This window comes from Chitinophagaceae bacterium (assembly GCA_016699815.1).
Lineage (GTDB): Bacteria > Bacteroidota > Bacteroidia > Chitinophagales > Chitinophagaceae > Ferruginibacter.
This window is the reverse complement of the sequence record CP065012.1, coordinates 491018-517908: the sequence shown is the minus strand read 5'-3', so window position 1 is coordinate 517908 and position 26891 is coordinate 491018. Positions and strand designations below refer to the sequence as shown.

At 39.0% G+C, this 26891-nt stretch carries 18 protein-coding genes, 1 tRNA gene and 4 pseudogenes; 10 read left to right on the top strand and 13 right to left on the bottom strand.

The annotated features are described in order from the left end of the window. Nucleotides 1-41: 41 nt before the first annotated feature. Nucleotides 42-7304 carry an HYR domain-containing protein gene (locus IPO46_02310; protein QQS63463.1) on the top strand — a complete coding sequence of 2421 codons (7263 nt, stop codon included), beginning with the start codon at nucleotides 42-44 and terminating at the stop codon, nucleotides 7302-7304. A 193-nt stretch (nucleotides 7305-7497) separates the two neighbouring features. Further along, nucleotides 7498-8205, top strand: a complete 708-nt coding sequence (locus tag IPO46_02305; protein QQS63462.1) for an OmpA family protein — start codon at nucleotides 7498-7500, stop codon at nucleotides 8203-8205. Nucleotides 8206-8243: 38 nt separating this feature from the next. On the opposite strand, the gene IPO46_02300 is transcribed toward IPO46_02305, so the two are convergent. The 4 genes from IPO46_02300 to IPO46_02285 are packed head-to-tail and all read right to left on the bottom strand — an operon-like array spanning nucleotide 8244 to nucleotide 11333. Then, the gene (locus IPO46_02300) at nucleotides 8244-8702 is read right to left on the bottom strand and encodes an NUDIX domain-containing protein (GenBank protein ID QQS63461.1); all 459 of its coding nucleotides are present in this window, start codon (nucleotides 8700-8702) and stop codon (nucleotides 8244-8246) included. 3 nt (nucleotides 8703-8705) lie between these two features. Continuing rightward, the gene (locus IPO46_02295; GenBank protein QQS63460.1) at nucleotides 8706-9644 is read right to left on the bottom strand and encodes a magnesium transporter CorA family protein; all 939 of its coding nucleotides are present in this window, start codon (nucleotides 9642-9644) and stop codon (nucleotides 8706-8708) included. A 17-nt stretch (nucleotides 9645-9661) separates the two neighbouring features. After that, entirely contained in the window at nucleotides 9662-10441 is a 780-nt protein-coding gene (locus IPO46_02290) for a diaminopimelate epimerase (protein ID QQS63459.1), read from the bottom strand. A gap of 10 nt (nucleotides 10442-10451) precedes the next feature. After that, nucleotides 10452-11333, bottom strand: coding sequence for a nucleoside phosphorylase (locus IPO46_02285; GenBank protein QQS63458.1), 882 nt, complete (start codon nucleotides 11331-11333; stop codon nucleotides 10452-10454). 89 nt (nucleotides 11334-11422) lie between these two features. On the opposite strand from IPO46_02285, the gene IPO46_02280 reads away from it, so the two are divergent. The 3 genes from IPO46_02280 (at nucleotide 11423) to IPO46_02270 (ending at nucleotide 13330) form a co-directional block, all read left to right on the top strand. Further along, nucleotides 11423-11493: transfer RNA gene (locus IPO46_02280), tRNA-Cys, on the top strand. 44 nt (nucleotides 11494-11537) lie between these two features. Next, a complete protein-coding gene (locus tag IPO46_02275; GenBank protein QQS63457.1) occupies nucleotides 11538-11939 on the top strand; it encodes a hypothetical protein in 402 nt (133 codons plus the stop codon). A 122-nt stretch (nucleotides 11940-12061) separates the two neighbouring features. Continuing rightward, nucleotides 12062-13330 (top strand): sterol desaturase family protein, encoded by a 1269-nt coding sequence (locus IPO46_02270; protein ID QQS63456.1) that lies wholly within the window; start codon nucleotides 12062-12064, stop codon nucleotides 13328-13330. Between the two features lie 14 nt (nucleotides 13331-13344). Here IPO46_02270 and IPO46_02265 read toward each other — a convergent pair whose 3' ends face one another. After that, nucleotides 13345-14820 (bottom strand): aldehyde dehydrogenase (NADP(+)), encoded by a 1476-nt coding sequence (locus tag IPO46_02265; GenBank protein QQS63455.1) that lies wholly within the window; start codon nucleotides 14818-14820, stop codon nucleotides 13345-13347. Between the two features lie 106 nt (nucleotides 14821-14926). Here IPO46_02265 and IPO46_02260 point away from each other — a divergent pair, with 106 nt between their 5' ends. Together IPO46_02260 and IPO46_02255 are read left to right on the top strand one after the other, a co-directional pair. Further along, a complete protein-coding gene (locus tag IPO46_02260; protein QQS63454.1) occupies nucleotides 14927-15352 on the top strand; it encodes a hypothetical protein in 426 nt (141 codons plus the stop codon). 328 nt (nucleotides 15353-15680) lie between these two features. Continuing rightward, the gene (locus IPO46_02255) at nucleotides 15681-18305 is read left to right on the top strand and encodes a PKD domain-containing protein (protein QQS63453.1); all 2625 of its coding nucleotides are present in this window, start codon (nucleotides 15681-15683) and stop codon (nucleotides 18303-18305) included. Here IPO46_02255 and IPO46_02250 read toward each other — a convergent pair. From IPO46_02250 to IPO46_02220, 7 genes and pseudogenes are all read right to left on the bottom strand, one after another. Then, a pseudogene (locus IPO46_02250) lies at nucleotides 18302-19092 on the bottom strand (ATP-binding cassette domain-containing protein). The gene IPO46_02255 and the pseudogene IPO46_02250 overlap by 4 nt on opposite strands. A gap of 11 nt (nucleotides 19093-19103) precedes the next feature. Next, nucleotides 19104-19840: pseudogene (locus IPO46_02245) on the bottom strand (ABC transporter permease). A gap of 33 nt (nucleotides 19841-19873) precedes the next feature. Next, nucleotides 19874-22220, bottom strand: a pseudogene (locus tag IPO46_02240) (NADP-dependent malic enzyme). Nucleotides 22221-22427: 207 nt separating this feature from the next. Beyond that, nucleotides 22428-22829 (bottom strand): DUF4442 domain-containing protein, encoded by a 402-nt coding sequence (locus IPO46_02235; protein QQS64294.1) that lies wholly within the window; start codon nucleotides 22827-22829, stop codon nucleotides 22428-22430. A 107-nt stretch (nucleotides 22830-22936) separates the two neighbouring features. After that, nucleotides 22937-23074: a hypothetical protein gene (locus IPO46_02230; protein ID QQS63452.1), complete on the bottom strand. Its 138-nt coding sequence runs from the start codon at nucleotides 23072-23074 to the stop codon at nucleotides 22937-22939. A gap of 44 nt (nucleotides 23075-23118) precedes the next feature. Then, the gene (locus IPO46_02225; GenBank protein QQS63451.1) at nucleotides 23119-23367 is read right to left on the bottom strand and encodes an NUDIX domain-containing protein; all 249 of its coding nucleotides are present in this window, start codon (nucleotides 23365-23367) and stop codon (nucleotides 23119-23121) included. After that, a complete protein-coding gene (locus IPO46_02220; protein QQS63450.1) occupies nucleotides 23348-23554 on the bottom strand; it encodes a hypothetical protein in 207 nt (68 codons plus the stop codon). Before IPO46_02220 ends, IPO46_02225 begins: the two co-directional genes overlap by 20 nt. A gap of 119 nt (nucleotides 23555-23673) precedes the next feature. On the opposite strand from IPO46_02220, the pseudogene IPO46_02215 reads away from it, so the two are divergent. Both IPO46_02215 and IPO46_02210 read left to right on the top strand, forming a co-directional pair. Continuing rightward, nucleotides 23674-24305, top strand: a pseudogene (locus IPO46_02215) (orotate phosphoribosyltransferase). Nucleotides 24306-24332: 27 nt separating this feature from the next. Continuing rightward, nucleotides 24333-24563, top strand: coding sequence for a cation transporter (locus IPO46_02210; protein QQS63449.1), 231 nt, complete (start codon nucleotides 24333-24335; stop codon nucleotides 24561-24563). A 252-nt stretch (nucleotides 24564-24815) separates the two neighbouring features. Here the strand turns inward: IPO46_02210 and IPO46_02205 are convergent, their stop codons facing one another. After that, nucleotides 24816-25226 carry an LEA type 2 family protein gene (locus IPO46_02205; protein ID QQS63448.1) on the bottom strand — a complete coding sequence of 137 codons (411 nt, stop codon included), beginning with the start codon at nucleotides 25224-25226 and terminating at the stop codon, nucleotides 24816-24818. A 1090-nt stretch (nucleotides 25227-26316) separates the two neighbouring features. On the opposite strand from IPO46_02205, the gene IPO46_02200 reads away from it, so the two are divergent. After that, nucleotides 26317-26694, top strand: coding sequence for a hypothetical protein (locus IPO46_02200; GenBank protein QQS63447.1), 378 nt, complete (start codon nucleotides 26317-26319; stop codon nucleotides 26692-26694). Nucleotides 26695-26891: the final 197 nt, after the last annotated feature.

Sequence of the window (26891 nt, the reverse complement as noted above, 5' to 3'; positions counted from 1 at the left end):
TATAACTGCTTGTTAATATCTAAAATTTCAAAAAAAAATTTATGAACCATTTTTACGCCCGGTTCCTAACGGCACCGAAAAATCTTTTTGGTTTTTGCTGTAAAAAATTATTAATTGCCTTGCTGGCAATTTTTTGCATGGGTACAGTATCGGCACAGGTAAGCCTTACCTTGCCCAATTCGAGCTATGCCCAGGATTTTAATACATTAGCAAGTTCGGGAACATCTTCAACCTTGCCTGCAGGATGGTTTTTCATAGAAACGGGTACAGGCTCAAATGCATTATATACTGCTGGAACCGGAAGCGGAGCTGGAGGTGATACCTATAGTTTTGGCGCATCAAGTTCTACAGAAAGGGCTTTAGGTGGTTTACAATCGGGAAGTGTTGTGCCTGCCTACGGAGCAGCTTTTACGAATAATACTGGTACAGATATAAGCTCTTTGGTAATTAGCTATACCGGTGAAACCTGGAGAGTAGCTGCAATAAACCGGTCAGACAGGATAGATTTTCAATATTCAACCGATGCTACATCTTTAACTACCGGAACATGGATAGACGATAACGTATTGGATTATGCAAATCCCGGCCAGGCAACAGGTAGCGGTAGTATGCAACATTCTGCAAGTTTATCCAATTCCCTCTCTATAAACATTCCAAACGGTGCAACAATTTGGATTAGGTGGCTTGATTTGAATGTTTCCGGTTCAGATGATGGTATAGGAATTGATGATTTTAATGTTTCATATAACAATGTGGCGCCGCCTGCAGGTAGTGCAGATATTCCACAGAGTTTTGCCATTGTAAATTTTGGAGGCCCGGATGTTTATTACGATTTAAAAGCATCAACAGCTAATCCGGATTTTGATGGAGCCTACCTGGGTACTTTTGCAAGTGGAGGTTCTATTTGGCTTGATGGCGCTCAAAATAAAACTGAGAAATGTGGCACTTATGATATTACCGGCAACAGGTTATATTATCGTATTTATCCTACAGCTTCACCTACGGGTTCTTACAACAATATTAACCTACCCTGGTTGTCCAATGATGGTGGTAGCGGTGGTTGCACCGATCAAACATGGCAGGAAGCAGGCGCAGGTATAAATTTATTAAATGGTTTATGTGATGGAAATTATACGGTAGAAGTTTATACCGTTGCAGATTATACTGGCGGAAGTGGCGGAACTGTGCTTGCCAATAACGGCGGGGCAAATTATAAAGCAAATTTTAGCATAAGCAACCCTGTAAACTCTGGCATATTTGAAAGCTATGCAGTGGTAAATGGTAATTTTTACGATTTACAGGCCGCTACCGTAAATGCCGATTTTAATGGCGCTGGTTTAGGCGTTTATAATTCTCTAACTGGTTCTTTAGTGGTAAATGGCGGTCAAAATAAAACCTTTAAATGCCCTCCTGATGATATTACAAGTGGTGCATTGTATTACAGGGTTTATCCTGCTGGCTCACCAAGCGGAAGTTTTACCGTTGTAAATTTTAATTGGGCAAGTAACGATCCGGGAGCGCTTTGCACCGGCGGACAAAACCAAACCTGGCAGCAAACAGCCAATAGTACACCAAACCTTATTACGGGTTTGCCGGATGGTATGTACTCTTTAGAAATTTATACCGATGCAAATTTTAATTCGGCTTGTGGAAGCGCTACACACTATTCCAATAATGGCGGCTCAAATTATATTGCCAACTTTCAGGTAGGAACCCCTCCTTCGTTAACTAATCCCGGCACACAAAATGTAAGTGCAGCCGCAGGATGTGTTGCAGTAGTAAATTATTCGGCCACGGCAACAGGCACTGCACCAATTGCTTATTCATTCACATTTAGCGGCGCAACTTCAGGTTCTGGTAGCGGTACCGGAAGTGGTTCTACATTTAATTTAGGAACAACTAATGTTTCTATTACTGCATCAAATTCTTTTGGTAGCGATGTGCAAAGTTTCAGTGTAGTTGTTGCCGATAATAATGTTCCTACAGTAATTACTCAAAATGCAACTGTTTATCTCGATGCAAGTGGTAATGCTTCAATTACTGCTGCTCAAATAGATAATGGTTCGTCCGACAATTGTGGCGTACAATCCATAGCTGTTGCTCCATCTACTTTTAATTGCACCAATTTGGCTCCCAATGCATCCGACTTATTGATTTCGGAATATGTGGAAGGATCAAGCAATAATAAAGCAATTGAAATTTATAATGGAACAGGCGCCGCTGTAAACCTCCAGGATTATGCATTAAGGATATTTACTAACGGCGCTTCTTCTCCCTCTAATGGTATTATTTTGCCCAACTTCAGTTTAGCAAATGGTGCCACTTATGTAATTGTTAATAATGGCGCCGGCATAATTACAACATACAATTTAATATCAGCAACTGTAATTAATTTTAATGGAGATGATGCCTTGGCCCTGGTTAAAAACCCAACTACCACAACAACAGGTGGAACCTTTGTTGATATTTTTGGAAGAATTGGGGAAGATCCAGGAACTGCCTGGGTAAATTTACCAAATACAACGCTTGATGCTACATTGAGAAGAAAATCTACTGTAATAAACGGCGTTAACACTAATCCTGGAGCAAGTTTTCCTACTTTATTATCTGAGTGGGAAGTTTTTGCTCAAAATAATATTTCTGGGCTTGGTACACATTCTATAAGCTCTGTTAATACGGTTACGCTAACGGTAACGGATATACATGGTAACGTTGCTTCCGGAACTGCTAATGTAAATGTAGTAGATAATACAGTGCCAACAGCGCCAACTATTGCAGATGCAACCGGCGAATGTTCCGTAACTGTAACCGCACCATCTGCTACAGATAATTGCGCTGGTTCAGTAACCGGAACTACCACCGATCCTACAACATACAATGCACAGGGTTCTTATACCATCACCTGGACATTTGATGATGGCAACGGCAACACATCTACCGCAACACAAAATGTAATTGTAGATGATGTAACAGCGCCAACAGCGCCAACTATTGCAGATGCAACCGGCGAATGTTCCGTAACTGTAACCGCACCATCTGCTACAGATAATTGCGCTGGTTCAGTAACCGGAACTACCACCGATCCTACAACATACAATGCACAGGGTTCTTATACCATTACCTGGACATTTGATGATGGCAACGGCAACACATCTACCGCAACACAAAATGTAATTGTAGATGATGTAACAGCGCCAACAGCGCCAACCATTGCAGATGCAACCGGCGAATGTTCCGTAACTGTAACGGCACCAACTGCAACCGATAATTGCGCTGGTTCAGTAACCGGAACTACCACCGATCCTACAACATACAATGCACAGGGTTCTTATACCATCACCTGGACATTTGATGATGGCAACGGCAACACATCTACCGCAACACAAAATGTAATTGTAGATGATGTAACAGCGCCAGCAGCGCCAACCATTGCAGATGCAACCGGCGAATGTTCCGTAACTGTAACGGCACCAACTGCAACCGATAATTGCGCTGGATCAGTAACCGGAACTACCACCGATCCTACAACATACAATGCACAGGGTTCTTATACCATCACCTGGACATTTGATGATGGCAACGGCAACACATCTACCGCAACACAAAATGTAATTGTAGATGATGTAACAGCGCCAGCAGCGCCAACCATTGCAGATGCAACCGGCGAATGTTCCGTAACTGTAACGGCACCAACTGCAACCGATAATTGCGCTGGTTCAGTAACCGGAACTACCACCGATCCTACAACATACAATGCACAGGGTTCTTATACCATCACCTGGACATTTGATGATGGCAACGGCAACACATCTACCGCAACACAAAATGTAATTGTAGATGATGTAACAGCGCCAACAGCGCCAACCATTGCAGATGCAACCGGCGAATGTTCCGTAACTGTAACCGCTCCAACTGCAACCGATAATTGCGCTGGTTCAGTAACCGGAACTACCTCCGATCCTACAACATACAATGCACAGGGTTCTTATACCATTACCTGGACATTTGATGATGGCAACGGCAACACATCTACCGCAACACAAAATGTAATTGTAGATGATGTAACAGCGCCAACAGCGCCAACCATTGCAGATGCAACCGGCGAATGTTCCGTAACTGTAACCGCTCCATCTGCTACAGATAATTGCGCTGGTTCAGTAACCGGAACTACCACCGATCCTACAACATACAATGCACAGGGTTCTTATACCATCACCTGGACATTTGATGATGGCAACGGCAACACATCTACCGCAACACAAAATGTAATTGTAGATGATGTAACAGCGCCAGCAGCTCCTGCATCTTTACCAGATGCAACCGGCGAATGTTCCGTAACTGTAACCGCTCCAACTGCAACCGATAATTGCGCTGGTTCAGTAACCGGAACTACCACCGATCCTACAACATACAATGCACAGGGTTCTTATGCCATCACCTGGACATTTGATGATGGCAACGGCAACACATCTACCGCAACACAAAATGTAATTGTAGATGATGTAATAGCGCCAACAGCGCCAACCATTGCAGATGCAACCGGCGAATGTTCCGTAACTGTAACGGCACCAACTGCAACCGATAATTGCGCTGGTTCAGTAACCGGAACTACCACCGATCCTACAACATACAATGCACAGGGTTCTTATACCATCACCTGGACATTTGATGATGGCAACGGCAACACATCTACCGCAACACAAAATGTAATTGTAGATGATGTAACAGCGCCAACAGCGCCAACCATTGCAGATGCAACCGGCGAATGTTCCGTAACTGTAACGGCACCAACTGCAACCGATAATTGCGCTGGTTCAGTAACCGGAACTACCACCGATCCTACAACATACAATGCACAGGGTTCTTATACCATCACCTGGACATTTGATGATGGCAACGGCAACACATCTACCGCAACACAAAATGTAATTGTAGATGATGTAACAGCGCCAACAGCGCCTGCATCAATGCCAGATGTAACAGCAGAATGTTCAGCAACACTTACAGCGCCTGCAGCAAATGATAACTGTGCAGGTACCATTACTGCAACTACAGTAGATCCAACTACATATAATGCACAAGGAAATTATACCGTTACGTGGACATTTGACGATGGCAATGGAAATATTTCATCGGTAGATCAGAATATTATTATAGATGATATCACAGCGCCAACAGCGCCAACCATTGCAGATGCAACCGGCGAATGTTCCGTAACAGTAACCGCACCATCTGCTACAGATAATTGCGCTGGTTCAGTAACCGGAACTACCACCGATCCTACAACATACAATGCACAGGGTTCTTATACCATTACCTGGACATTTGATGATGGCAACGGCAACACATCTACCGCAACACAAAATGTAATTGTAGATGATGTAACAGCGCCAACAGCTCCTGCATCTTTACCAGATGCTACCGGAGAATGTGCCGTAACCTTAGACGGACCTGTGGTTATAGATAATTGCGGAAACAGTATTACCGGTACGGCAATGGATCCTATTACAGGAATTGAATCTACAAACATCACCATTATTGACCAGGGTGTAACAACTGTTACCTGGACATTTACTGATGCCAGTGGAAATTCATCCACAGTGAATCAAACGGTAATTATTGATGATGTAACTGCACCACCTGCACCACCAAGTCTGCCCACTTTAACTGATGAATGTAGCTATACAGTTACCACTTTCCCAACTGTAGAAGATGAATGTGTGAAAACAGTTGAAGGCATCCCAACAGATCCAGGAACGGGCAATGTACTTTCTTCTCTTACATTTAATACACAGGGTATCCATACCATTCGTTGGGTATTTGATGATGGCAATGGCAATACATCTTTCACCGATCAGGATATTGTGATTCAGGATGTAACAGCTCCTGCAATTACCTGCCCTGCAAATATTACTTTGAGCAGTTCACAGGCAACAGCTACATGGACAGACCCAACTGCAACCGATAATTGCGGAGCAGTAACGGTAACACAAACAGCAGGTCCAGCATCTGGATCTACATTTGCACCGGGTAGCACTACCACTATTACCTACACTGCTACTGATGCAGCAGGCTTAAGTACAAGCTGCTCATTTACCGTAACCAGGAATGTCGGCATCAATGTAAATGTTACCTATACTCCCATTAACTGTTATGGTGGATGGTCATTGGTTCATGTAACAGCAAGTGGCGGGTTTGCACCATATTGGGGAGTTGGTTATTTCTTTGTTCCTGCTGGTACATACAACTTTACCGTTTGGGATTCTCATGGTCAAAATGGAACAACCACAGTTACCATTACCCAACCTACACCAATAGTGGTAGCATGCGGAACAAATAATCCTGAATTGTTCTTTGGCTATAGTGCAGATAATACGGCACAAATACTTGCATCAGCTACCGGCGGTACGCCACCTTATAAAATTTCTTATAGCATGAACAGGCGTTTGAAATGTAATGTGGGCAATTCATCAGGCGATGAAACCTGGGTTGCAGGTGCTGGTACAGCAACAAACACTTATACGGTTTGTCCTGGTTCAGGATCATACTGGCAACCGCCGGTTTCCACTTCTACTGCTACTTTGGGCGAAGGCGATACTTATAGCTTAACGGTTTCCTTAATGGATGATGCAGTAATTACGGCAACTATTACCGATGCAAATGGTTGTGTTCAAAAATGCACTACACCAATATTTGCAACAGATGTAAGATGTTCCGGCAATAAAGTGAAAATTTGCCATAAGCAAGGTGCACACGGTTGCCGTACCACTTGTGTGGATGAAACTGCAGTGGCAGCACATTTGGCACATGGTGACTTCCTCGGCGAATGTAATTCCCATTGTCATCCTCATGATAATAACCCATGGTGGGGCCCAGGCTGGGGATGGTGGGGTCCAGGCTGGGGTTGGTGGGGCTGGTGGCAAGGCTGGGGCTGGTGGGGCCCGGGATACGGCAACCCAAATCCAGGAAATCCCTGGGGCTGGAAAGGAAACAGCAATGCTACAATTGCTACCGAAACAACCAAAGGCGGTGTAGCTGCTCCTGAAGCTAATGATTTTGAAATATACAACCTTAAAGTTGCACCAAACCCAAGCTCTACAGAATTTGTTTTGCAGGTAAATACAACAAATAATACCGATAGGATGCTGGTAAATATTTATGACGTAAGCGGAAAAATTTACAAACAATTTAAAGCAAACCCTACTCAACTGATAAAATTTGGAACAGGAATGAGACCGGGAACCTATCTTGTAGAAGTATTACAGGCAGGGCACAGAAAAACAGCAACCGTAATTAAATTATAATTACCCATAACCTGATATGTAAAGACCGTTTTAAATAACGGTCTTTTTTTATGCTTGTAAATATTAAAGCAATATTTTATAAGATTACAAAACCGGCTATTTCTATACTGCCATTTTAACAAATCACACAATAACATCATCAGAAAAAAGTTATAATATTACGCTTCTTTTAACCGCTTGAAACTTTAAAAACATGAAGAGTAAAATTTTATTTGCCCTGTTTTTTGTAATTCCCTCTTTGCTGCTGGCACAAACCGGCAATGAGCAAAATGCAGCCATTCCTAAAGATGCGCCCATAGATGTATCGGTAACCAATTTTAAAAATGAAATGCTCAATGGAGAAATTATCGTTTTTCGCAGCCAGAAAAACGATAAAGAATACCAGGGCCTTACCAATGAACAGGGTAAATTCAGCCTCAGGCTCCCGGCTGGCGATAAGTATGAAATATTTATTCTGGGGTTTAAAGATTCTACAAGTTATAATGTACTGGATATTCCCATGCCACAGGGAAATGCATATTACAAAAGCCCATTTAAAATTGATATCCAGTTTCAGCCTGCAAAAACATTTGTATTGGATGATTGCAATTTTGATTTTGGAAAGGCTACGCTCCAGGAAAGTTCTTATACAGTGCTGGATGAGCTTGTTGCCTATATGAACCGTAAGGCCGATGAAAAAATTGAAATTGGCGGTCATACCGATAATATCGGCAGCCATGAAAAAAATCAAAAATTATCCGAAGAGCGGGCCAATACCGTAAGGGCTTACCTGCTAACGAAAGGTATTGACCCGGACAGGGTAACGGCAAAAGGTTATGGCATGGATGAACCCATTGAAGAGAACAGTACAGAGCAGGGCCGTGCCAAAAACCGGCGTACCGAAGTAAAAATCATTGAATAAAAGTATTTGTTGATCCGGCTTTGCCGGATTTTTTTTTACTAAATATTTTCTTTTATTAAGCGTGCAACAACTTTGTCAATTGGAAGGGTTACACTTTCCGGTGAAAATTTTTCCCAATCAATAAACCGGAACGTTTCTGTCATTTGCATTGCTGCATATACTTTTAATTGCTGCTCATCAAAATCAAATGCTTGGCTTCTTAGTGGAACGCTGATTGGCTCCAATGCATTTACCAGGTAATAAATAGAAATAATTTGCTGCTGTGGATGAAAAGCGCTTTTTTGAAAAAAATCTGTAGTATATAAATGCCGGGTAACCTCAATGTTTAAATTCATTTCTTCTAAAAACTCCCTTTTGAGGCAATCTCTTGTTCCTTCGCCAAACTCTAATCCACCACCGCAAAATTTAGTATAATATTGACCCCTGATATATTCATCACTTACCAGTACTTGTTTTTTTTCATTGATTAGTATACCATATACCCTTACGTTAAACATGCTTTAGCGTTTGTATTGCTTTACAAAATTATAGATGGCATAAGCTAAAATGAGAAGGCTTACAGCCGTAGGAATCCAAAATGCAAAATGCGAATCCTGGTAAGGCAGTGGAACATTCATGCCATAAATACTGGCTATTAAAACCGGGATGCTTAACAATATAGTAAGTGTGGCAAGCCTTTTCAATACCAAATTTTGGTTATTACTGATAATGCTGGCATAAGCATCCAATGTGCTGCTGAGAATATTGGTATAGGTATTGGCTGTTTCAAGCGCCTGCGAATTTTCAATAACCAGGTCGTCCAGGAAATCCTTTTCATCCGGCTCCAATTGCAAAAAATTTGTTCGGGCAAGTTTCATCATCAGCAATTCATTGCTGCGTAGCGCCGTAATAAAATATACAAGGCTTTTTTGTATGCGCATCAGTTGAAAAAGGTCTTCGTTCCTGTTGGCTACGTAAAGCTTTTGCTCCAGTAAATTCCTGCGTTGGTTTATTTCTTTGAGGTAATCCTGGAAGTTGGTAATAATTTTTTCAAAAATCTTCAGCGCCATAAGATTTTTTTCTTCCGGCGGGTTGTGCTGGAAACTGTTAAGGAATTTTTTTATGGCTTCATTTTCAAATGAATTAACCGTTACAATCTGGCCGTTGGTTATAATAATACAAATAGGTATGGTAATATAAAACGCATCGCTTTCGTTAAACGAATTATTTTCAGTAGGCGTTTTAATCACAATCAATTTTACTTTTTCTTCCGTTTCAAAACGGCTGCGTTCATCAATATCCAAAGAGTCTTTTAAAAAATCAATAGGGATGAACAGGTCTTTGCTTAATTCGTAAAATTCTTCTTCTTTGAGCGGCGGCAATACATTTACCCAGGTTGCTTTTTCGGGGTTGTTTATAGCGATACTCTTTTTGTCTTCTATGGAAAAATATTGTACCATTTATAGGTTAAGCTTTTTTAAATTTCAATTTCGCCCTTAAATGAAAAATTTGCCGGACCACAAAGCCAAATGTTTGAATACCGGTTATCGGTTTTATTGAACTCTACGCTCAAACTGCCGCCTGGTGTTTTTATCGCAACCCTGTTAAAGCCAGGATTATTGTGTGCGCACAACAGGGCAGCAGCCGTAACGCCGGTGCCGCAGCTTAAGGTTTCTGCTTCCACACCTCGTTCATAAGTACGTACATAAATGGTTTCTTTATCCAGCAATTCCACAAAATTTACATTGATTCCATTTTCTGCAAAATCTTTGCTGTACCTTATTTCATGTCCTTTGGTAAGTACATCAATACTTTTTACGTTTTGCACAAAAATAATATAATGCGGAGACCCTGTATTTACCAGCGAAAAATCAAGTTGCTCATCCACTGCATTTACATCTTGCATTTTTAAACGTATGGTGCCGTCAATATCTATTTCAGCTTCATGCTCCCCGTCTGATGCTATAAATTTATAGGTATATTTTTTAATGCCGATGTCGTTGGCAAATTGTACAATACACCTGCCACCGTTGCCACACATGCTCCCGGCTTTTCCATCACTGTTATAATAAACCATTTCAAAATCATAGCCATCTTTTTTGTTTATCAGCATTAAGCCATCTGCACCTATACCAAAATTGCGGTTGCACAAATGGTTAATGGTTGCCTGGCTTAGGTTGCTAAATTCGCCGCTGATATTATTAAAAAGAATGAAATCGTTTCCGGTTCCCTGGTATTTATAAAAACTGGCTAACATTTTATTGGTACTATACTATTTTTGATGCGATAATTTCTAAAGTTTTTTGAATGAGTTTTTCCACTGCGGTAGCTCCATCATTACTAAATTCGCCGGTAATCCTGTTGGCAACTATTGCGCTTAAGGATAGGCATTGGTGGCCCAATATTTTTCCCATGCCATAAATTGCTGAAGTTTCCATTTCAAAATTACTAATGCGGTGGTTGCCAAATTGAAAACCGGTGAGCCTGTCAATCAACTGCGGGCTTGCTAAACCCATTCTTAACACACGACCCTGTGGCCCGTAAAAACCCGGGCAGGTTACGGTAATTCCCTGGTGGAAGCCACTTACAAATTCTTTTAATAACTGTATTGCTGCTGCGGTGATATACGGGCTTGAAATATCCTGCTGCAATTGTACATGGGTTTTAAAAGCCTGCAGTATTTGAATGTCTTCTTCGGTTTTATTTGTGGTATAAAAATTTAAGAGGTTATCAATACCCAATCCATGCGTACTGGCCACAAAACTGTCTGTAGCAATTTCTTTTTGCAAAGAACCTGCCGTGCCCACTCGTATTATTTTGAGTGAAGTAAGCTTGGGTTTAATGGTACGGGTTTCAAAATCAATATTCACCAGGGCATCCAGTTCATTCAAAACAATATCAATATTATCGGGCCCAATACCGGTGCTCACCACCGAAAGGCGTTTGTTGTTTAAAAACCCGGTATGCAGTATAAATTCCCGGTGCTGGTTTCGAAATTCTATACTATCAAAATATTTACTTACTTCCTTCACCCTGTCTGGGTCCCCAACGGTAATAATAGTGTGTGCAAGCTCTTCGGGCCTTGTATTTATATGATATATTGCCCCTCGGTTATTAATGATTAATTCAGATGCTGCAATACTGTTCATTTTAGTCAAAACATTTAATTTATGGATAAAAATACCCTATTTTTGCCAACTCAAAGAGGAATAAATTTTAACCGTAATTTGAGTAATAAGGTCCTTTGGCCGAGTGGCTAGGCAAAGCTCTGCAAAAGCTTCTACAGCGGTTCGAATCCGCTAGGGACCTCAAAACTTGCCTGTGAGCGGAACCTTACGGGCTTTTTTTATATCATGAAATATTTCCCATTTGCCGGTATTGCCTTTTGCGCAATTATTATTATCAGTTGCTTTATGCCCTGGGCTTTTTACCCCGATTTGCAGAAAACTTTCAATGGTTTTTTTTCGGAAAACCAAATCTATGGCAAGCCCGGAAAATACCTCATCTTCTTTTCTATATGCTGCATTGCTGGTTATGTTTTCAAAAGTAAATTTTTGAAGGCTATCGGTTTTTTTACAAGTGCGTTAATGGCGGCTTATGCAGTAAAAACATTTATCTTGTTCAGCAGTTGTTACGGTGCCTATTGCCCCGTTAAAAAACCGGCAATTGTTATCATGTTGTCTTTAAGTATCCTAAACCTTATTTTGGCTTCATCAATGGCCATGGTAAAACGACAAGTTGTAAAAGGGCATTAAGTTTGGCCTGTTTTTTTCATTTTTATTATAGTACTGCATTGAGAAAATTGAAAATGGGTTGGATTATTTAGTTTTTCATTTGCTTGAAAAATTTAGTTTAAATTTACATTAAGCGATAGTATATGGAAACCTACGGTAAAATATTATTGATTGCCATGCCTGCTTTTTTATTGCTGGTAATTTTCGAAAAATGGTATGGGTGGAAAAAAGGTTTTGAAACCGTAAAAACAATGGATGCTATAAGCAGCCTTGCCAGTGGCGTTACCAATGTTACCAAAGATGTGCTGGGCTTAAGTATTGCCATACTTGGCTACGAGTGGATGTACAAGCACTGGGCAATAACCCATATTGGTACTACCTGGGTTACTTATGTAATTATCATCATCCTATTGGATTTTGCCGGTTATGCAGTACATGCGCTGCAGCATAAAGTTAATTTTTTTTGGAATGCTCATGTAATCCACCACAGTAGCGAAGAATTTAACCTTGCCTGCGCATTAAGGCAAAGCATTTCTATTTTTGTAAAATTATTTGCACTTTTATTATTGCCTGCTGCACTTTTGGGTATTGAGCCCGTGGTAATTGCTATTGTAGCCCCGCTGCATTTGTTTGCCCAATTTTGGTACCATACCCGGCACATTAATAAAATAGGGTTTTTAGAAAAATTTCTAGTTACTCCTTCGCATCACCGTGTGCACCATGCCATCAACCCGGAATATATTGACAAAAATTTTGGCCAGATTTTTATTTTTTGGGATAAATGGTTGGGAACATTTCAGCAGGAAATGGAAGAAGTATCACCTGTGTATGGTGTTACGAGACCTGCCAGAACATGGAATCCCATAAAAATAAACTTTCAACATTTGGCTTTATTACTTAAAGATGCCTGGCATACAAAAGAATGGAAAGATAAACTCAGGGTTTTTTATAAGCCAACAGGCTGGAGGCCAGAAGATGTAAAACAAAATTTTCCTGTTTTTAGTATTAGCGATGTGTATGATTTTGAAAAGTATGATACCGTTGCAAATCCATTTTCAACATTCTGGTGCTGGGCTCAAATGCTGGTATTGCTTTTGCTGATAAGTTACCTTTTTGGAAATATTGCTGCTATAGGTTCACCGGAAATGTTTATTTACGGTGCATTTGTGTTCCTTTATATTTATGCTTTAACCGATTGGATGGATACCAATAAATTTTCCTGGATTTTTGAAGTGTTAAAATTTATATTTGGCGCTGGTATCATTTTTTATTCTGGCGATTGGTTTGGCATATCTGGCCTTGCAGTATGGTTGCCTTATGCTGTGCTTGCTTATTTATTCATTTCTTTGTTTGTGAGTATTTGCCTTGCCATTAAAGAAAAATCAAAATTGCTTACTTCTTCTTTACGCTGATGCTGTAAAACGCATTAATGCCTTCCGGGAATATTATTTACGGTTCTCCAAAGTTGTAAAGGATTTTCATTTTTTAATTCTTCGGGCAAATGATTGTTTGGCCAGTTTTGATATGCAATAGGGCGGCAAAACCTTTTTATACCATCGGCACCCACTGCGGTAAACCTGCTGTCGGTAGTAGCCGGGTAAGGCCCGCCATGCTGCATTGCCAGGCTTACCTGTACACCGGTGGGCACAGCATTAAATATTATTCTTCCGCAAAGGGTTTTCATACTATCAATTAAATCTTTGTGCACATTCATTTCATTTTCACTTGCAATAATGGTAGCGGTTAACTGGCCCTGCATGTGCTGTGCAACCAAAAGCATTTCGGCATAATCGGTACATTTTACCATAAGGCAAAAAGGGCCAAAAACTTCCTGCATTAAACTTGGGTTCAGTATAAAATCCTGTGCATTTACCATGGCCAAAGCCGGTAGCGCTTCATTGGGCAAAGCTTTTGCTTTGGGTATTTCAATTTTTTGAACAGCATGTTGCTGCAAAATTGATTGCATTGTTGATTGATAATTTTCAAAAATACCCTGGTTCAGCATTTGCGCTGCTGCATAGGATGAAAAATTTGTTGATAGTGCAACAATAAAATTATTGAAGCTATCATTATTAATACCCACAATAATTCCCGGGCAGGTACAAAACTGGCCTGTACTGCTGTTGATGGAAGCAGCTAAAAGTTTGGCATATTCTTCGGCTTCGGTTATTAATTTTTCCTGCAAAATAAATACCGGGTTTACGCTGCTCATTTCTGCAAAAACAGGAATAGGTTCGGGCCGCTGCTGCCCCCAGTCAAAAATTTGTTTTCCTCCTTTAAATGAACCGGTAAACCCTACGGCTTTTATGAGTGGATGGCTTACCAAAGCTTTTCCAATTTCTTTTGAAACGCCATGCAGGTGCTGAAAAATATTTTTTGGCATTTTCAATTCAATTAATGTTGCGGCAATAATATCCGCAATAAGCTGGCTGCTTTGGGCATGTGCCGGGTGGGCTTTTACTATTACCGTACAACCAGCTGCTAAAGCACATGCTGTATCTCCGCCTGCAGTAGAATAGGCCAGTGGAAAATTGGCTGCGCCAAAAATTGCAACAGGCCCAAGTGGTATTTGCATTTTGCGTAAATCGGTTGTGTTTTTTCCCTTTCCTGCATTATCAATCCGTATATCCATCCATTGGCCACTTTTACAATAATCCGCATAGCTATTCAATTGCCAGCATGTACGGCTGAGTTCTGTTTTTAGCCTTGGCGGCGAAAGATGCGTTTCTGTTACGGCAATTTTTATTATATCTTTTTCTGCCTGCTGCAGGTTATAGGCCGTTGCGTATAATAATTTTGCCCTTTGCTGCAAACTATATTGTTTATACAGGGTAAATGCTTTGGCAGATTGATTTATTATCTCTTCCAGTTGATATGGTAATATATCCGGATAATTAAACATTGATACCTATTTACTTAGATGATTGCGAAGAAGTTAATTTTCTTTTTTAATAGATAATGTAAAAACAATTATATAATTTTACAATATATCAGGTACTAAATTACATATGAAAAAACAAATTTTGCTTTTCATTGCATGCTTTACAGGTGCAATGGCTTTTGCTCAAAATGCAGCTAAGGAACTTTTTAGCAATAATTCTTCCCGTATAGCAGTAAATGAAAGGGCAGTGAATAATCTTTTTTCAACAACAAAAGGGCAAACAGCAAATTTATTTTTAGAGGGTATTGGACAATTAGAAATACTGGTAAATATGAATGAGTGGAACGAAGAAAAAGTGAGGACTATTGGCGGAAAGTTAAAAGGTATGGAAGACGCTATTATCACTATTACACAAATGGATCAGCCGGGCAGCCTGATTTATGAAGGCTCAATTATTTCCGCCAGAAAAAATTCTGCATTTAAAATCACCACTTCCAACGGGCAGGTATTTTTTGAAAAAACCGAAAAAGACAAAATAATTGTTACCGACTAAAGTTTAGTTTACCCTAAGATGAGCAAAATTTATCTATTTTATTTTTTATTGTCATTTTCTGTTTTTAAGGCAAGTGCACAAGTGCCTGTTTTTAACAGTTTGTCCGGGGCAGACCATGTAATTTTCCTCGATTTTGACGGCCATACCGTTTCAGGCTCTGCATGGAACAGTAGTTTTAATAGCGGTAACCCTATTTATTGTGCCTCATCCGGATATAATGATACACAGGTGGAAACCGTATTTAAAATGATGGCAGAAGATTACCGGCCATTCAATATTAATATTACCACTGACTCATTGATTTTTTTACCACCCTTCTGCAAAAAGAATGAGGGTTTTATTTACGCCATCAAGCAGTTGGTATCCCAACCCTGCAGGAGGTGTGGCTTACCTGAGTACATTTGGCGGTATTGCAAACAAAGTGTGCTTTGTTTTTGTAAATGCCATCGGCAACGAGTATAATGCAGCCGAAGCAGGATCGCATGAAGCAGGCCATACACTTACTTTAAACCATCATAGCCAATATGATGGTAGTTGTAATAAAACAAATGAATACTATTATGGTATAGGTTCCGGAGAAATTGGCTGGGCGCCAATAATGGGAGTAGGGTATAATAAAAATATGTCTACCTGGAGCAACCTTGCATTTAATGCCGGTTGTAACTATGCACAAAGTGACCTTGCACAAATAATTTCCCCGTCAAACCAGGGCGTAACCTTTCGTACCGATGACCACGGAAACGATAATGCCTCTGCAACAATGTTGAATGTTGTTGCAGGCGCTTTTACCGACAGTGGTTTAATAACTACCAATACCGATGTGGATGTATTTACATTTTCATTAAGCGATACGGCTTATGTTTCAATAAATGCCTTGCCTTACAGCCTGGGGTCAAATATAAAAGCTAACCTGGATATTTCATTAGTGTTGAAGAATGACTTAAATGAAACTTTAAGAATAAGTAAACCTGCAAGTATATTAGATGCTTCCATAAATAATTTTTTATTGTACCCGGGTAATTATTTTATTTATATTGATGGCGTTTCAAATGCAAATCAGTCGGGTTACGGTAGCCTGGGTAAATATTTTTTAAATGGCACTATTTCCGAAAATATCCCTGCTTTACTTAATTCGGCATTAATTTCCAGTGATAATAATATTTGTATTGGTACCGCAGTAAATTTTTCCGACCAGTCAACAGGCAACATTACTTCATGGAACTGGAGTTTCCCCGGTGGTAGCCCATCTTCCTCTACTTTGCAAAACCCGGGTTTAATTACCTATAACGCTCCAGGCAATTATGCGGTTAATTTAGTGGTGTCAGACGGTACAAATTCCGATAGTCGCAACCTTTCAAATTATATACGGGTAAATACATTGCCCAATATTTCCATTAGTCAGTCGGCGCCTTCTGTTTGCGGCTTTCAGTCTGTTGATTTAACTGCAAGTGGCGCCAGTTTTTACAATTGGACTCCTTCAGCAGGCCTTAGTAACACAGTGCTTGCAAAAACACGAGCACAAATAAACGTTACTTCTACTTTTACTGCGTATGGAACAGATGTAAACGGATGCGTAAATTCAGCCAATGTAACCATTCAGTATTTTCCTTCACCAGTTTTGAATAAAAACCCAACTGATGAAACAATAATGGTGTGCCGGAACGATTCAACCCTTTTGAGCGTAAATGGTGCACTTACTTATACATGGTCGCCTTCAACAGGGTTAAGCAGCACAACAGGTTCATCGGTAAAAGCAAGGGTGCAATCAGGCTCTATATATTATATGGTTACTGGCACAGATGCCAATGGATGTACTGCTGCTGTAGGTTTCCGCCTTACTTCAAGGCCATGTGATTCTTTGGTAGCAGATGTAAAAGTGGACCAGGGCGCCATTTGTGCACCTGCTTGTGTAAATGTTTCCGATTTTTCTACAGGCAGCCCTACGGAATGGTTATGGAATTTTCCCGGCGGTACCCCATCTACTTCCAGCTTGCAAAGTCCGGGAGTTGTTTGTTATACCAATCCCGGAACCTATGCGATGGAACTAAGGGTTGTAAAAGGAACAGACACCAGTAATAAAGTTTTTAATAGTGTGGTAATTGCAGGTGCTTATCCCCAAATAGTGATGACGGCAAACCCGGCTACTATTTGCGAATTGGATTCCGCAGGTATTAAAGTATCCGGTGCACAATATTATAGCTGGGGTTTTAAACCATCCTTATACATCATCGGTTATGCCGATTCGGTAAATGTAAAGCCTATGGATACTACCTGGTATGTAGTTACCGGGCATACCAATGTATTTAATGGCGGTACAGGCGGACAGGGTGGCCAGGAAAATTTTACCATTTGTAGTACTATTGATTCTATTAAAGTAAACGTAATTAACTGTACTACTGTTCCTCAAAAACTGATGTATTTTAATGCGCTGTATAAAAATGATGCAGTGGATACTTACTGGCAAATGCTTACGCAAAGCGATGTAGAAAGTTATGAAGTTGAACGCAGCATAAATGGGGTTGTGTTTAATGCCATAGCCGAAATTGATAAAAGCAATTCGTCCACTTATAGTTTTACCGATAAATATTTACCTCCCGGAATTAATATATTATACTACAGAATCAAATATTTGCAGGCAAATGGTACTGGGTTTTATTCTGAAATTATAAAAGTAGAGATACAGGAAAAAATAAGTAACTGGGCAAGCATATTGCCCAACCCGGTAAAAGATAAGCTTACTGTACAAGTGTTTTCAAATGAAAAATCTGCCGGAAAAATAATCATTTCTAATGCCGCTGGCCAAATATTATTACAAAAAAATGATGTGCAATTTTTGCCAGGGCTTCAAAACATTAAATTACCCGTAGTACAACTTCCGCAGGGATTGTATTTTGTGAAAATAATAAAAGGAGCCGGTAGCAAGGTTTGTAAACTTTTAAAAGCTGACTTTTAATTTCCTTTGCTTTTTAATTTTTCTTTAGCTTCAAGCATACGCATTTCTTTGGCATCCTGCAAAAATTCCGAAGCAAAAATAAACTGGTTCAGTTGTTTGTTGTCGGAAAAATAATATCCTTGCTTGTGCCGCTCCATTCTTTTTTACCGTTCAGCAGATAAAGAATGTTGTCGCCAATTTCCATTACGCTGTTCATATCGTGGGTATTAATAATGGTAGTTATGTTTTGTTCCACCGTTATTTGCTTAATCAACTGGTCAATAACCATAGATGTTACGGGGTCGAGGCCGGAGTTGGGCTCATCGCAAAATAAATATTTGGGGTTTAATACAATGGCACGTGCAATTCCCACCCTTTTTTTCATACCACCGCTTATTTCTGCCGGAAACTTTTTGTTAACTCCGCTAAGGTTCACTTTTGCTAATACTTCATTTACTCGGGAAAGTTTTTTGGAGTTACTATCCGTAGTAAACATGTTTAAAGGAAATTTTACATTGTCTTCCACCGTCATGCTGTCAAATAAAGCCGAACCCTGGAACAACATGCCTATATCCTGGCGCAATAATTTTCTCTCTTCGGCAGACATGGCATTAAAACTTTTGCCATCATAAATTATTTCTCCTTCATCGGGTTCAATTAGGCCAACAAGGCATTTTTGCAAAACGGTTTTACCGCTGCCGCTGGTACCTATGATGAGGTTGGTTTTGCCGGTTTCCATTACATGGCTTACACCATCTAAAACTACTTTGCCCGAAAAACTTTTTTTGATATTGTTGAATTCAATCATAATTTTTTTTATTAAAGAAGCAAAGCGGCCAGTAAATAATCAGCCAATAAGATTACCACACAGCTTACAACCACTGATTTTGTACTTGACTTGCCAATTTCTAAAGCGCCGCCTTTTACATAATACCCGTAAAACGCCGATACACTGCTTATAATAAATGCAAACGTATAGGCTTTTACCAATGCAAAAATACATTAAACGGAATAAAGTTTTGCATTAACCCAATATCAAAAGTGGCACTGGATAAAATATTGGATAGATCTCCGGCAAGCCTTCCACCCCAAATTCCCAGTACCATGGATAGTACAATGAGCATAGGAATTACAATAACTGCGGCAACAATTTTAGGCAGTATCAAAAACGTTTTTGTATTGATTCCCATAATTTCCAATGCATCGATTTGCTCGCTCACCCTCATATTGCCCAGTTCGCTGGCAATTTTGCTGCCAATAACCCCTGCAAGTACAATGCAAACAAGGGTAGGGGAAAATTCCAGTATTACCGTATCTCGTACAATTTGGGCAATAGTAGTTTTAGGTATAAGCGGGCTTACGAGCTGGTATGCTGTTTGCACCGCACTTACCGCACCCATAAATACAGAAATAATACATACTATGGGCAATGCACCCATGCTAATTTCGGAGCATTGGTGCATAAATTCTTTCCAATAAAGTTTTGGGTTTTCCGGCTTGCTGAACATTCCCTTCAGCATAAGCATATATCTGCCAAGTTCTGTAAAAAATTTCATCTTTTATTCTTTTTGCGGGAATAGGATAGGGTGTTAAATTTTTGATGATGATTTTGAAAAACGTTTCCACCAGCGTTTTCTTTTCATTTCATCCTGTTCATTTTGCCTGCTTTTTACCTGAGCATCTACTACGGCAATTAATACCATATTAAAAATGCCACGGCTGCTGCTGCCCAATTGCAATACATGTACCGGTTTGTTTAATCCTAAAAGTATGGGCCCAATACTGTCTGCACTGCCCAGTTCCTGCAATAAGTTATAGGCAATATTACCCGAAACAAGATTGGGGAAAATTAAAGTATTTACGTCTTCATTCACCAGTTCCGAAAAAGGATAATTTTCTTTAAGTATTTCTTTATTGAAAGCTAAAATACCCTGTATTTCGCCATCGCATTTAAGCGTGGGTTCTTTTTGCTTTACAATTTCCCTTGCCTGCCTTACCAGGTTGGCTTCGGGTGAATTACTGCTGCCAAAATTTGAATAAGAGAGCATAGCAATCTTGGGTTCTATATTAAACTGTTTTACTTCTTTTGCCACCATTAAAGTTATTTCTGCCAGTTCCTCTGCTGTAGGCCTGAAGTTTACGGTGGTGTCTGCCAAAAATAAGGGTCCTTTACGGGTAAATAAGAGGTACATACCGGCAATTTTTTTAACTCCCGGCTCGGTGCCTATAACCTGTATGGCCGGCCTTATTGCTTCGGAATATTTCCTGCTTGGCCCGCTGATAAGGCAATCGGCAATGCCAGTTTCTACCATCATACAACCAAAATAGTTGCGGTCTTTCATCATTTTGTAGGCTTCGTATTTATTTACGCCTTTACGCTGCCTTTTTTCAAAAAAGAGATCGCCAAATTGTTTGCGCAGGTCTTCACAATCATCATCTTTACAATCTATAATAGGTATTTCATTTAAATCAATACCATAAGTTTCGGCAATAGATTTTATTTTCTTTTCTGCTCCCAGTAAAATGGGGAAACCCACAGCTTCTTCCAAAACCAATTGTGCGGTTTTAATAATTTTTACATTTTCACCATCGGCAAATACTACACGCTTTGGATCTTTTCGGGCTTTTGCGCTTATAACCCTGCTTAGTTGGTTATCTAATCCCAGCCTGTGATTGAGCTCCTGTTCATAAGCTTCCCAATCGCCAATGGCCTGCCTGCTTACGCCACTTTGCATGGCTGCTTTTGCTACTGCTGGGGCAACGGTTACCAACAACCTGGGGTCTATCGGTTTAGGAATAATATAATCCCGGCCAAAGAAAATAGTATTATCATTATACGCAAGGTTTACAATTGTGGGTACTGGTGATTTGGCTAAATCTGCAAGTGCTTTTACTGCAGCAAGCTTCATCGTTTCATTTATTTGTGTGGCCCTCACATCCAAAGCGCCCCTGAAAATATAAGGGAAGCCTAATACATTATTAACCTGGTTGGGAAAATCACTTCGGCCTGTTGCCATTATCAGGTCTTTGCGGCTTTCTGTCCCTTCTGTATAAGAAATTTCAGGATCCGGATTGGCAAGAGCAAATACAATGGGGTTTTTGGCCATTGACTTTACCATTTCTTTTGTAACTACATTGCCTACGCTTAAACCCAAAAAACATCGGCATCCTTCATGGCATCGGCAAGTGTAAAGTTTTTATATTTTTCTGTTACACAATAAGCTTGTTTAATTTTTTCTATATCGCTTCTTCCCTGGTGAAGAATACCATTAATGTCAAATACTTTAAATTGGGCAGGCCTTGCGCCTAGTGCGGTGTAAAGTTGTATGCAGGCCATTGCTGCAGCGCCTGCGCCACTTACCACAATTTGTATTTTATCTATTTTCTTTTTTGTATTTCCAGTGCATTCAATAAAGCCGCAGATGAAATTATTGCTGTGCCATGCTGGTCGTCGTGCATTACCGGTATTTGGCATTGCTTCTTTAATTCCTGCTCAATATAAAAACATTCCGGGGCCTTAATATCCTCAAGGTTGATGCCTCCAAATGTGGGTTCCAGCGCTTTTACAATTTCTACAAATTTTTGGGGATCGGTTTCGTTAATTTCAATATCAAATACATCAATGTCGGCAAATATTTTAAATAACACTGCCTTGCCTTCCATAACCGGCTTACCGGCTCCAGCACCTATATTACCAAGGCCTAATACAGCAGTGCCATTGCTTATTACGCCTACAAGGTTGCCCTTTGCAGTATATTTATAAATGTCCTCGGGGTTTGCGGCAATTTCTTTGCATGGCCATGCAACGCCTGGTGAATAAGCAAGTGAAAGGTCTCTTTGTGTTTTTGCTTCTTTGCTCGGTATTACTTCAATTTTTCCAGGTCGCCACCTGGCGTGGTATTCTAATGCTTCCTGCTTGCGGATTTCTTTAGCCATATAAATATTTACCAGCAGGTTTCAAAAATGGTTAATGCTTACTTTTTAAAACCCGGCAATAATGATGGCAAAATTAAGAATTTATAGTGGAATTGCTTTTACAGGATATCATTACCTGCTGATTGCTTAAAACTTGGTAAGGCTGTATTAAAAACGGGTTGTAAGCATGTTTTAATGCAGCAGAAAATACGTTACCGGCTATTTATTTTATGCGCTTTTACTTTGAAGCTCCAGGTTAAATAAAAAATCGGCCACTAGTTCGTCTATTTTGTTTTTACCTACAGCCCTTACTGTTACGGAAACACTTTTTCCACTGGATACTGTTTCTTTAATGGCCATAGCAATACGCTTTCCTTCATCGCAGGTAAAAGTGGTAATACCTGTTGCTTTTTTACTAAATGTACCTTCCACTTTTAATACAAGCATACTTAAAGGAGGGTTTTGCCCATAGCTGTGGCCCATGGCCAAAACGCCTGTACTCATTTCGGCAGCCATAGACAGGCAGGCGAAATAAGTACTGCGAAAAGGGTTGCGGGAAAACCATTTATAGGGAACGGTTACTACGCATTTATCGCCATCAACATATTGTACCCTTACACCACTGAAAATGCGCTGGGCAAATTTTTAAAAAGAAAAATGAGGAGTTTAAAAGGATGTATGGTAAGGCGTAAAAAATTTTTCATTCACAGCAGTTCACTTTAGTATTTTGGTAATGGTTATCGTTCAATTCTACGGTTCATCAAAAAACGATGCAGGATTTCTTTAATGTTTTCATAAGTGTTGGATGCAGGAACTTTAATATCACGGGTTTTAAACCATTTTACCTCAGTAATATCTTCTTCCGTTTGGGGCACAGCCTCCTGATTGGGAGACGTAAAATAAAACCAATGCGTTTCTTTTAGAATTGACTTGCCATATTCGTTATAGATATGAAATGTACTGCCAATTTTCTTTTTAAAATAAAGGTTTTAATCCCGGTCTCTTCCTCAATTTCTCTTGCTGCGGCATTTTCGGGCAGTTCTTTCTTTTCAATTTTGCCTTTGGGTAAATCCCATTTGTTGCGCCTGTAAATGAAAAGTATTTCTTTATTTTCGTTTTGCACAATACCGCCGGCAGCTTCTACTATTTTAAAATTCCTGAAAAACATTTTTTTTGAGTTTTTGTAAATCCGGGAAAAGCAAGATGCCTGCATGTAAATTATCTTTTGCAATTTCATGAAGTAAAGTATGGATGGCAGGAGTGGATACTTCATCTATAAAAACTGTATCTGGGTGCTTGAGTAATGCCTTGTGGCTGGCATTTAATACATCACACAAATAAACGGGTTTTTCCAAAAATAAATTTTTATTTCCATGCCGGTAAATTTGCTGCAATAAAAGTATGCAATTGGGACAATATACGTATATGCATTTAACCTTGCGCTCCTTATCTTTGATAAAATCAAGTATTTATTATGCTGGCAAATGAATCGGTTGTAGCGGAAAAACTATTGCAGGTGGATGCAGTAAAATTAAATGTAAGCATCCCATTTACCTGGGCAAGTGGCTGGAAAAGCCCAATTTACTGCGACAACCGTAAGCTGCTTTCTTTTCCTTATGAACGGGATTATGTAAAAAGTGAATTATGCAATGTAATTTTGAAAAATTTGCCGATGCGGAAATACTGGCTGCTGTTGCTACTGCAGGAATTGCCTGGGGAGCAATGGCGGCTGACCAACTTAAGCTACCGTTTATTTATGTGAGGCCAAAACCAAAGGAACATGGGCTAGGCAACCAAATAGAAGGTAATATTGTACCCGGTGCAAAGGTTGTAGTAGTTGAAGATTTGATTTCTACCGGAAAAAGCAGTTTACAGGTGTGTGAAGTTATTAAGCTGGCAGGTATGCAGGTAGTGGGTATGGTATCTTTATTTACTTATGGTTTTGAGCAGGCCCGGGATTCTTTCGAAAAGGAGGCAATAACTAATTTTTCATTAAGTAACTACGATGCATTGTTACAAATTGCCTTTAAAAAAGGATTGGTAACGCAAGATCAGTTCAATTCTTTGTTAAACTGGCGCCAATCACCTGAAAATTGGGGCAAATGAGGTATTTTTATGCCAAAATTTTAAAGAATGAAACATTTTAAACTATTAGTGCTTGCCCTTACAGGTTTTGTATTATCGGCAAATGCACAAAAAATCACAGATAAGGCGGTAATTAATACACCTACTATACAATGTGATATGTGCAAGGGTAAAATTGAAAAGTATTTATCCCGGGCCGAAGGTGTAACTGCTGTAAAAGTAAACGTAAAAAAAAAAAACCACATCGGTTTCATGGATTACAGACCGTACCAATATTGAAAATATTAAAGCCCAAATAGCAACAGTAGGGTATGATGCTGATGATGTAACAGCGGTTCCCGAAGCTTATGCTAAACTTCCAAAATGTTGCAAAAAACCGGAAGACCAGGGTGCTAAACCCGTTGTAGCAGACGAAAAACAATAAAAATTTCTTAGTAGCTAAAAGCCACCAATTTGGTGGCTTTTTTTGTGTCTTTAGTTTCTTCAATTTAACAATATTGCATACAAAGTATAAAATACTTAATCCTCCGGCTATTTAAGAAAAGAGAATACCTGTTTGGAAGTATAATCTACCGGGAAGGATTTATAAATACCGCCCTTACCCACTTTAATTTTTCCTATTAACCGCACATTTACTTCTTTGTTTGTAAACGCCGTTAAACCATTTTTAAGCAGGTTTTTCATATCTATATCTACTACCATTGGAAGGGTAAATTCTTTTCGTCGGGGAATAGAAACCTGTAAATCCTGGCTGGAATGACCCAGTAATTTATCGTTTATAAAAATGTCCAAATCTGTATTATTTAACTGCATTCCAAAATTATTGGGGTTATAATAAATTAAATCTACCAGAAGCCTTGTTGAGGAGAAACCTAAATTTTCAAGGCGCATATTTTCATAATCCCTAAATTCTAAATCTTTGATATTACGACAAGATGACATAAAAACGATAATCGAAAATAGAAGGGAGAAAAAATAGGGAAGAGGCCTTTTCATTCAAGTTATTTATGCAAAAATAGTGGATAAGCACATTCAACTTTGTTAATTATAAAAAAATACAATCTAATATTATTAGTATGCGAACACAAAAACTTTTAAATAGTATAAAAATATTTAACCTAAAAAAATAAGTAAAATATAAAAATGATAACAATTTGATTTTTAAATGTTTATTTATATGTATATATATATTAATTTTAGTAATTTTTTAGCGTAAACTGACTTATAAGAATATGAGGGATAGATATATTCAACATATTAGATGTAATATTTTAATAGTTATATAAAGTATAGATTTTCAAATGAATATTGATTTAATATAAATAAATAATTGATATAAATTTTTACATTAAACAAAATACACACTTAAAATTGCAATGCTACCCTACTTTCTGCGAAATAATTGAACTGAAGACAGATGCATAAAAATGGATAAACCACGGATTAATGTATTTTTGAACTGTAGTTTATATTTAATGACAATGTGGCAAATAAATTTTTCCGCTTGAGTACTTATGTATATTTTTTAAGTTATAGCTAATAAAAGCACTGAATATTCTATAAATGATATTTTATTTTGAAAAATTTACAAAATTTAGCGATTTGATAAAAAATTTCAAAGCGTCTATACTGGTAATGATATTTATACTCTAAATATGTGGAAATTACTGTTCAAAACTTTGGATTTGCAAAAATGGATACTATGTTTGCATCAGAATTACGGCAAAAGCTTACCTCGCTCTTTCCGGTTCTTACCACCAATCTTCTTATGCAGTTGAAAAATTTTCAACATATAAACCAGGCTAAGTTTTAATAATTTTAAACCACAGAAAATGAAATACACTTTTACACTTATTTGGAAATCTTCCAATCTTTCTCTTGAATATTTGGGCAGGTATATAACGTTAACTTTTTTTCCTCAAACTATACTTTTAATATTGCAGCCTGTAAGGGTAAAATAATTTCGCCTGCCTCTTTTAACTATCAAAGCTATAGGCTATTTAAGTCCCAATATCCATTGTATTTAACTATAATGATTTTAAAACACAATGGAACAAATGAAAAAATATTTTATATCTGTTTGATCCTGCTTGCAGGTACAAACGTTAAAGCCCAGGAAACCAAATCCGCTAATGGCCTTAAATTAACTACCCAAAACAATGAATTATTTATGGAATGGCAGGATAAAACTGCTACTGATGATACCCAATGGGTGGTACAGGCAAGTGAAAACGGTAAAGATTACATTGCCATAGGTTATGTATGGGGTGCAGATCCCCAGGAAAAGGGAACCTATAGATTCAAGCAAAAACTCAATAAAATAAGTAAAGCTGTTAAATATTTTCAGGTTTGGAAAATGGAAAATGACTACATGGTACTTGCTGTAGAAGCCAAAAGCTTATCAAAATAATTTTAATAAACCGTTGGTTTATTAAGTAAGAGGTTTTCTTTGGGGGTTACAGAACCAAAAAGGTTCTTAACAAGGGCGGTATTTCTATACGGCCCTTTTTTTATTTTCCGCTCTTCAAATTGTCTATAAATTTTGGATTTTAAGTGGTAATTTAGACGTTCAATTAATGTATTGTTCCAAAAATATTTTACTCCTTG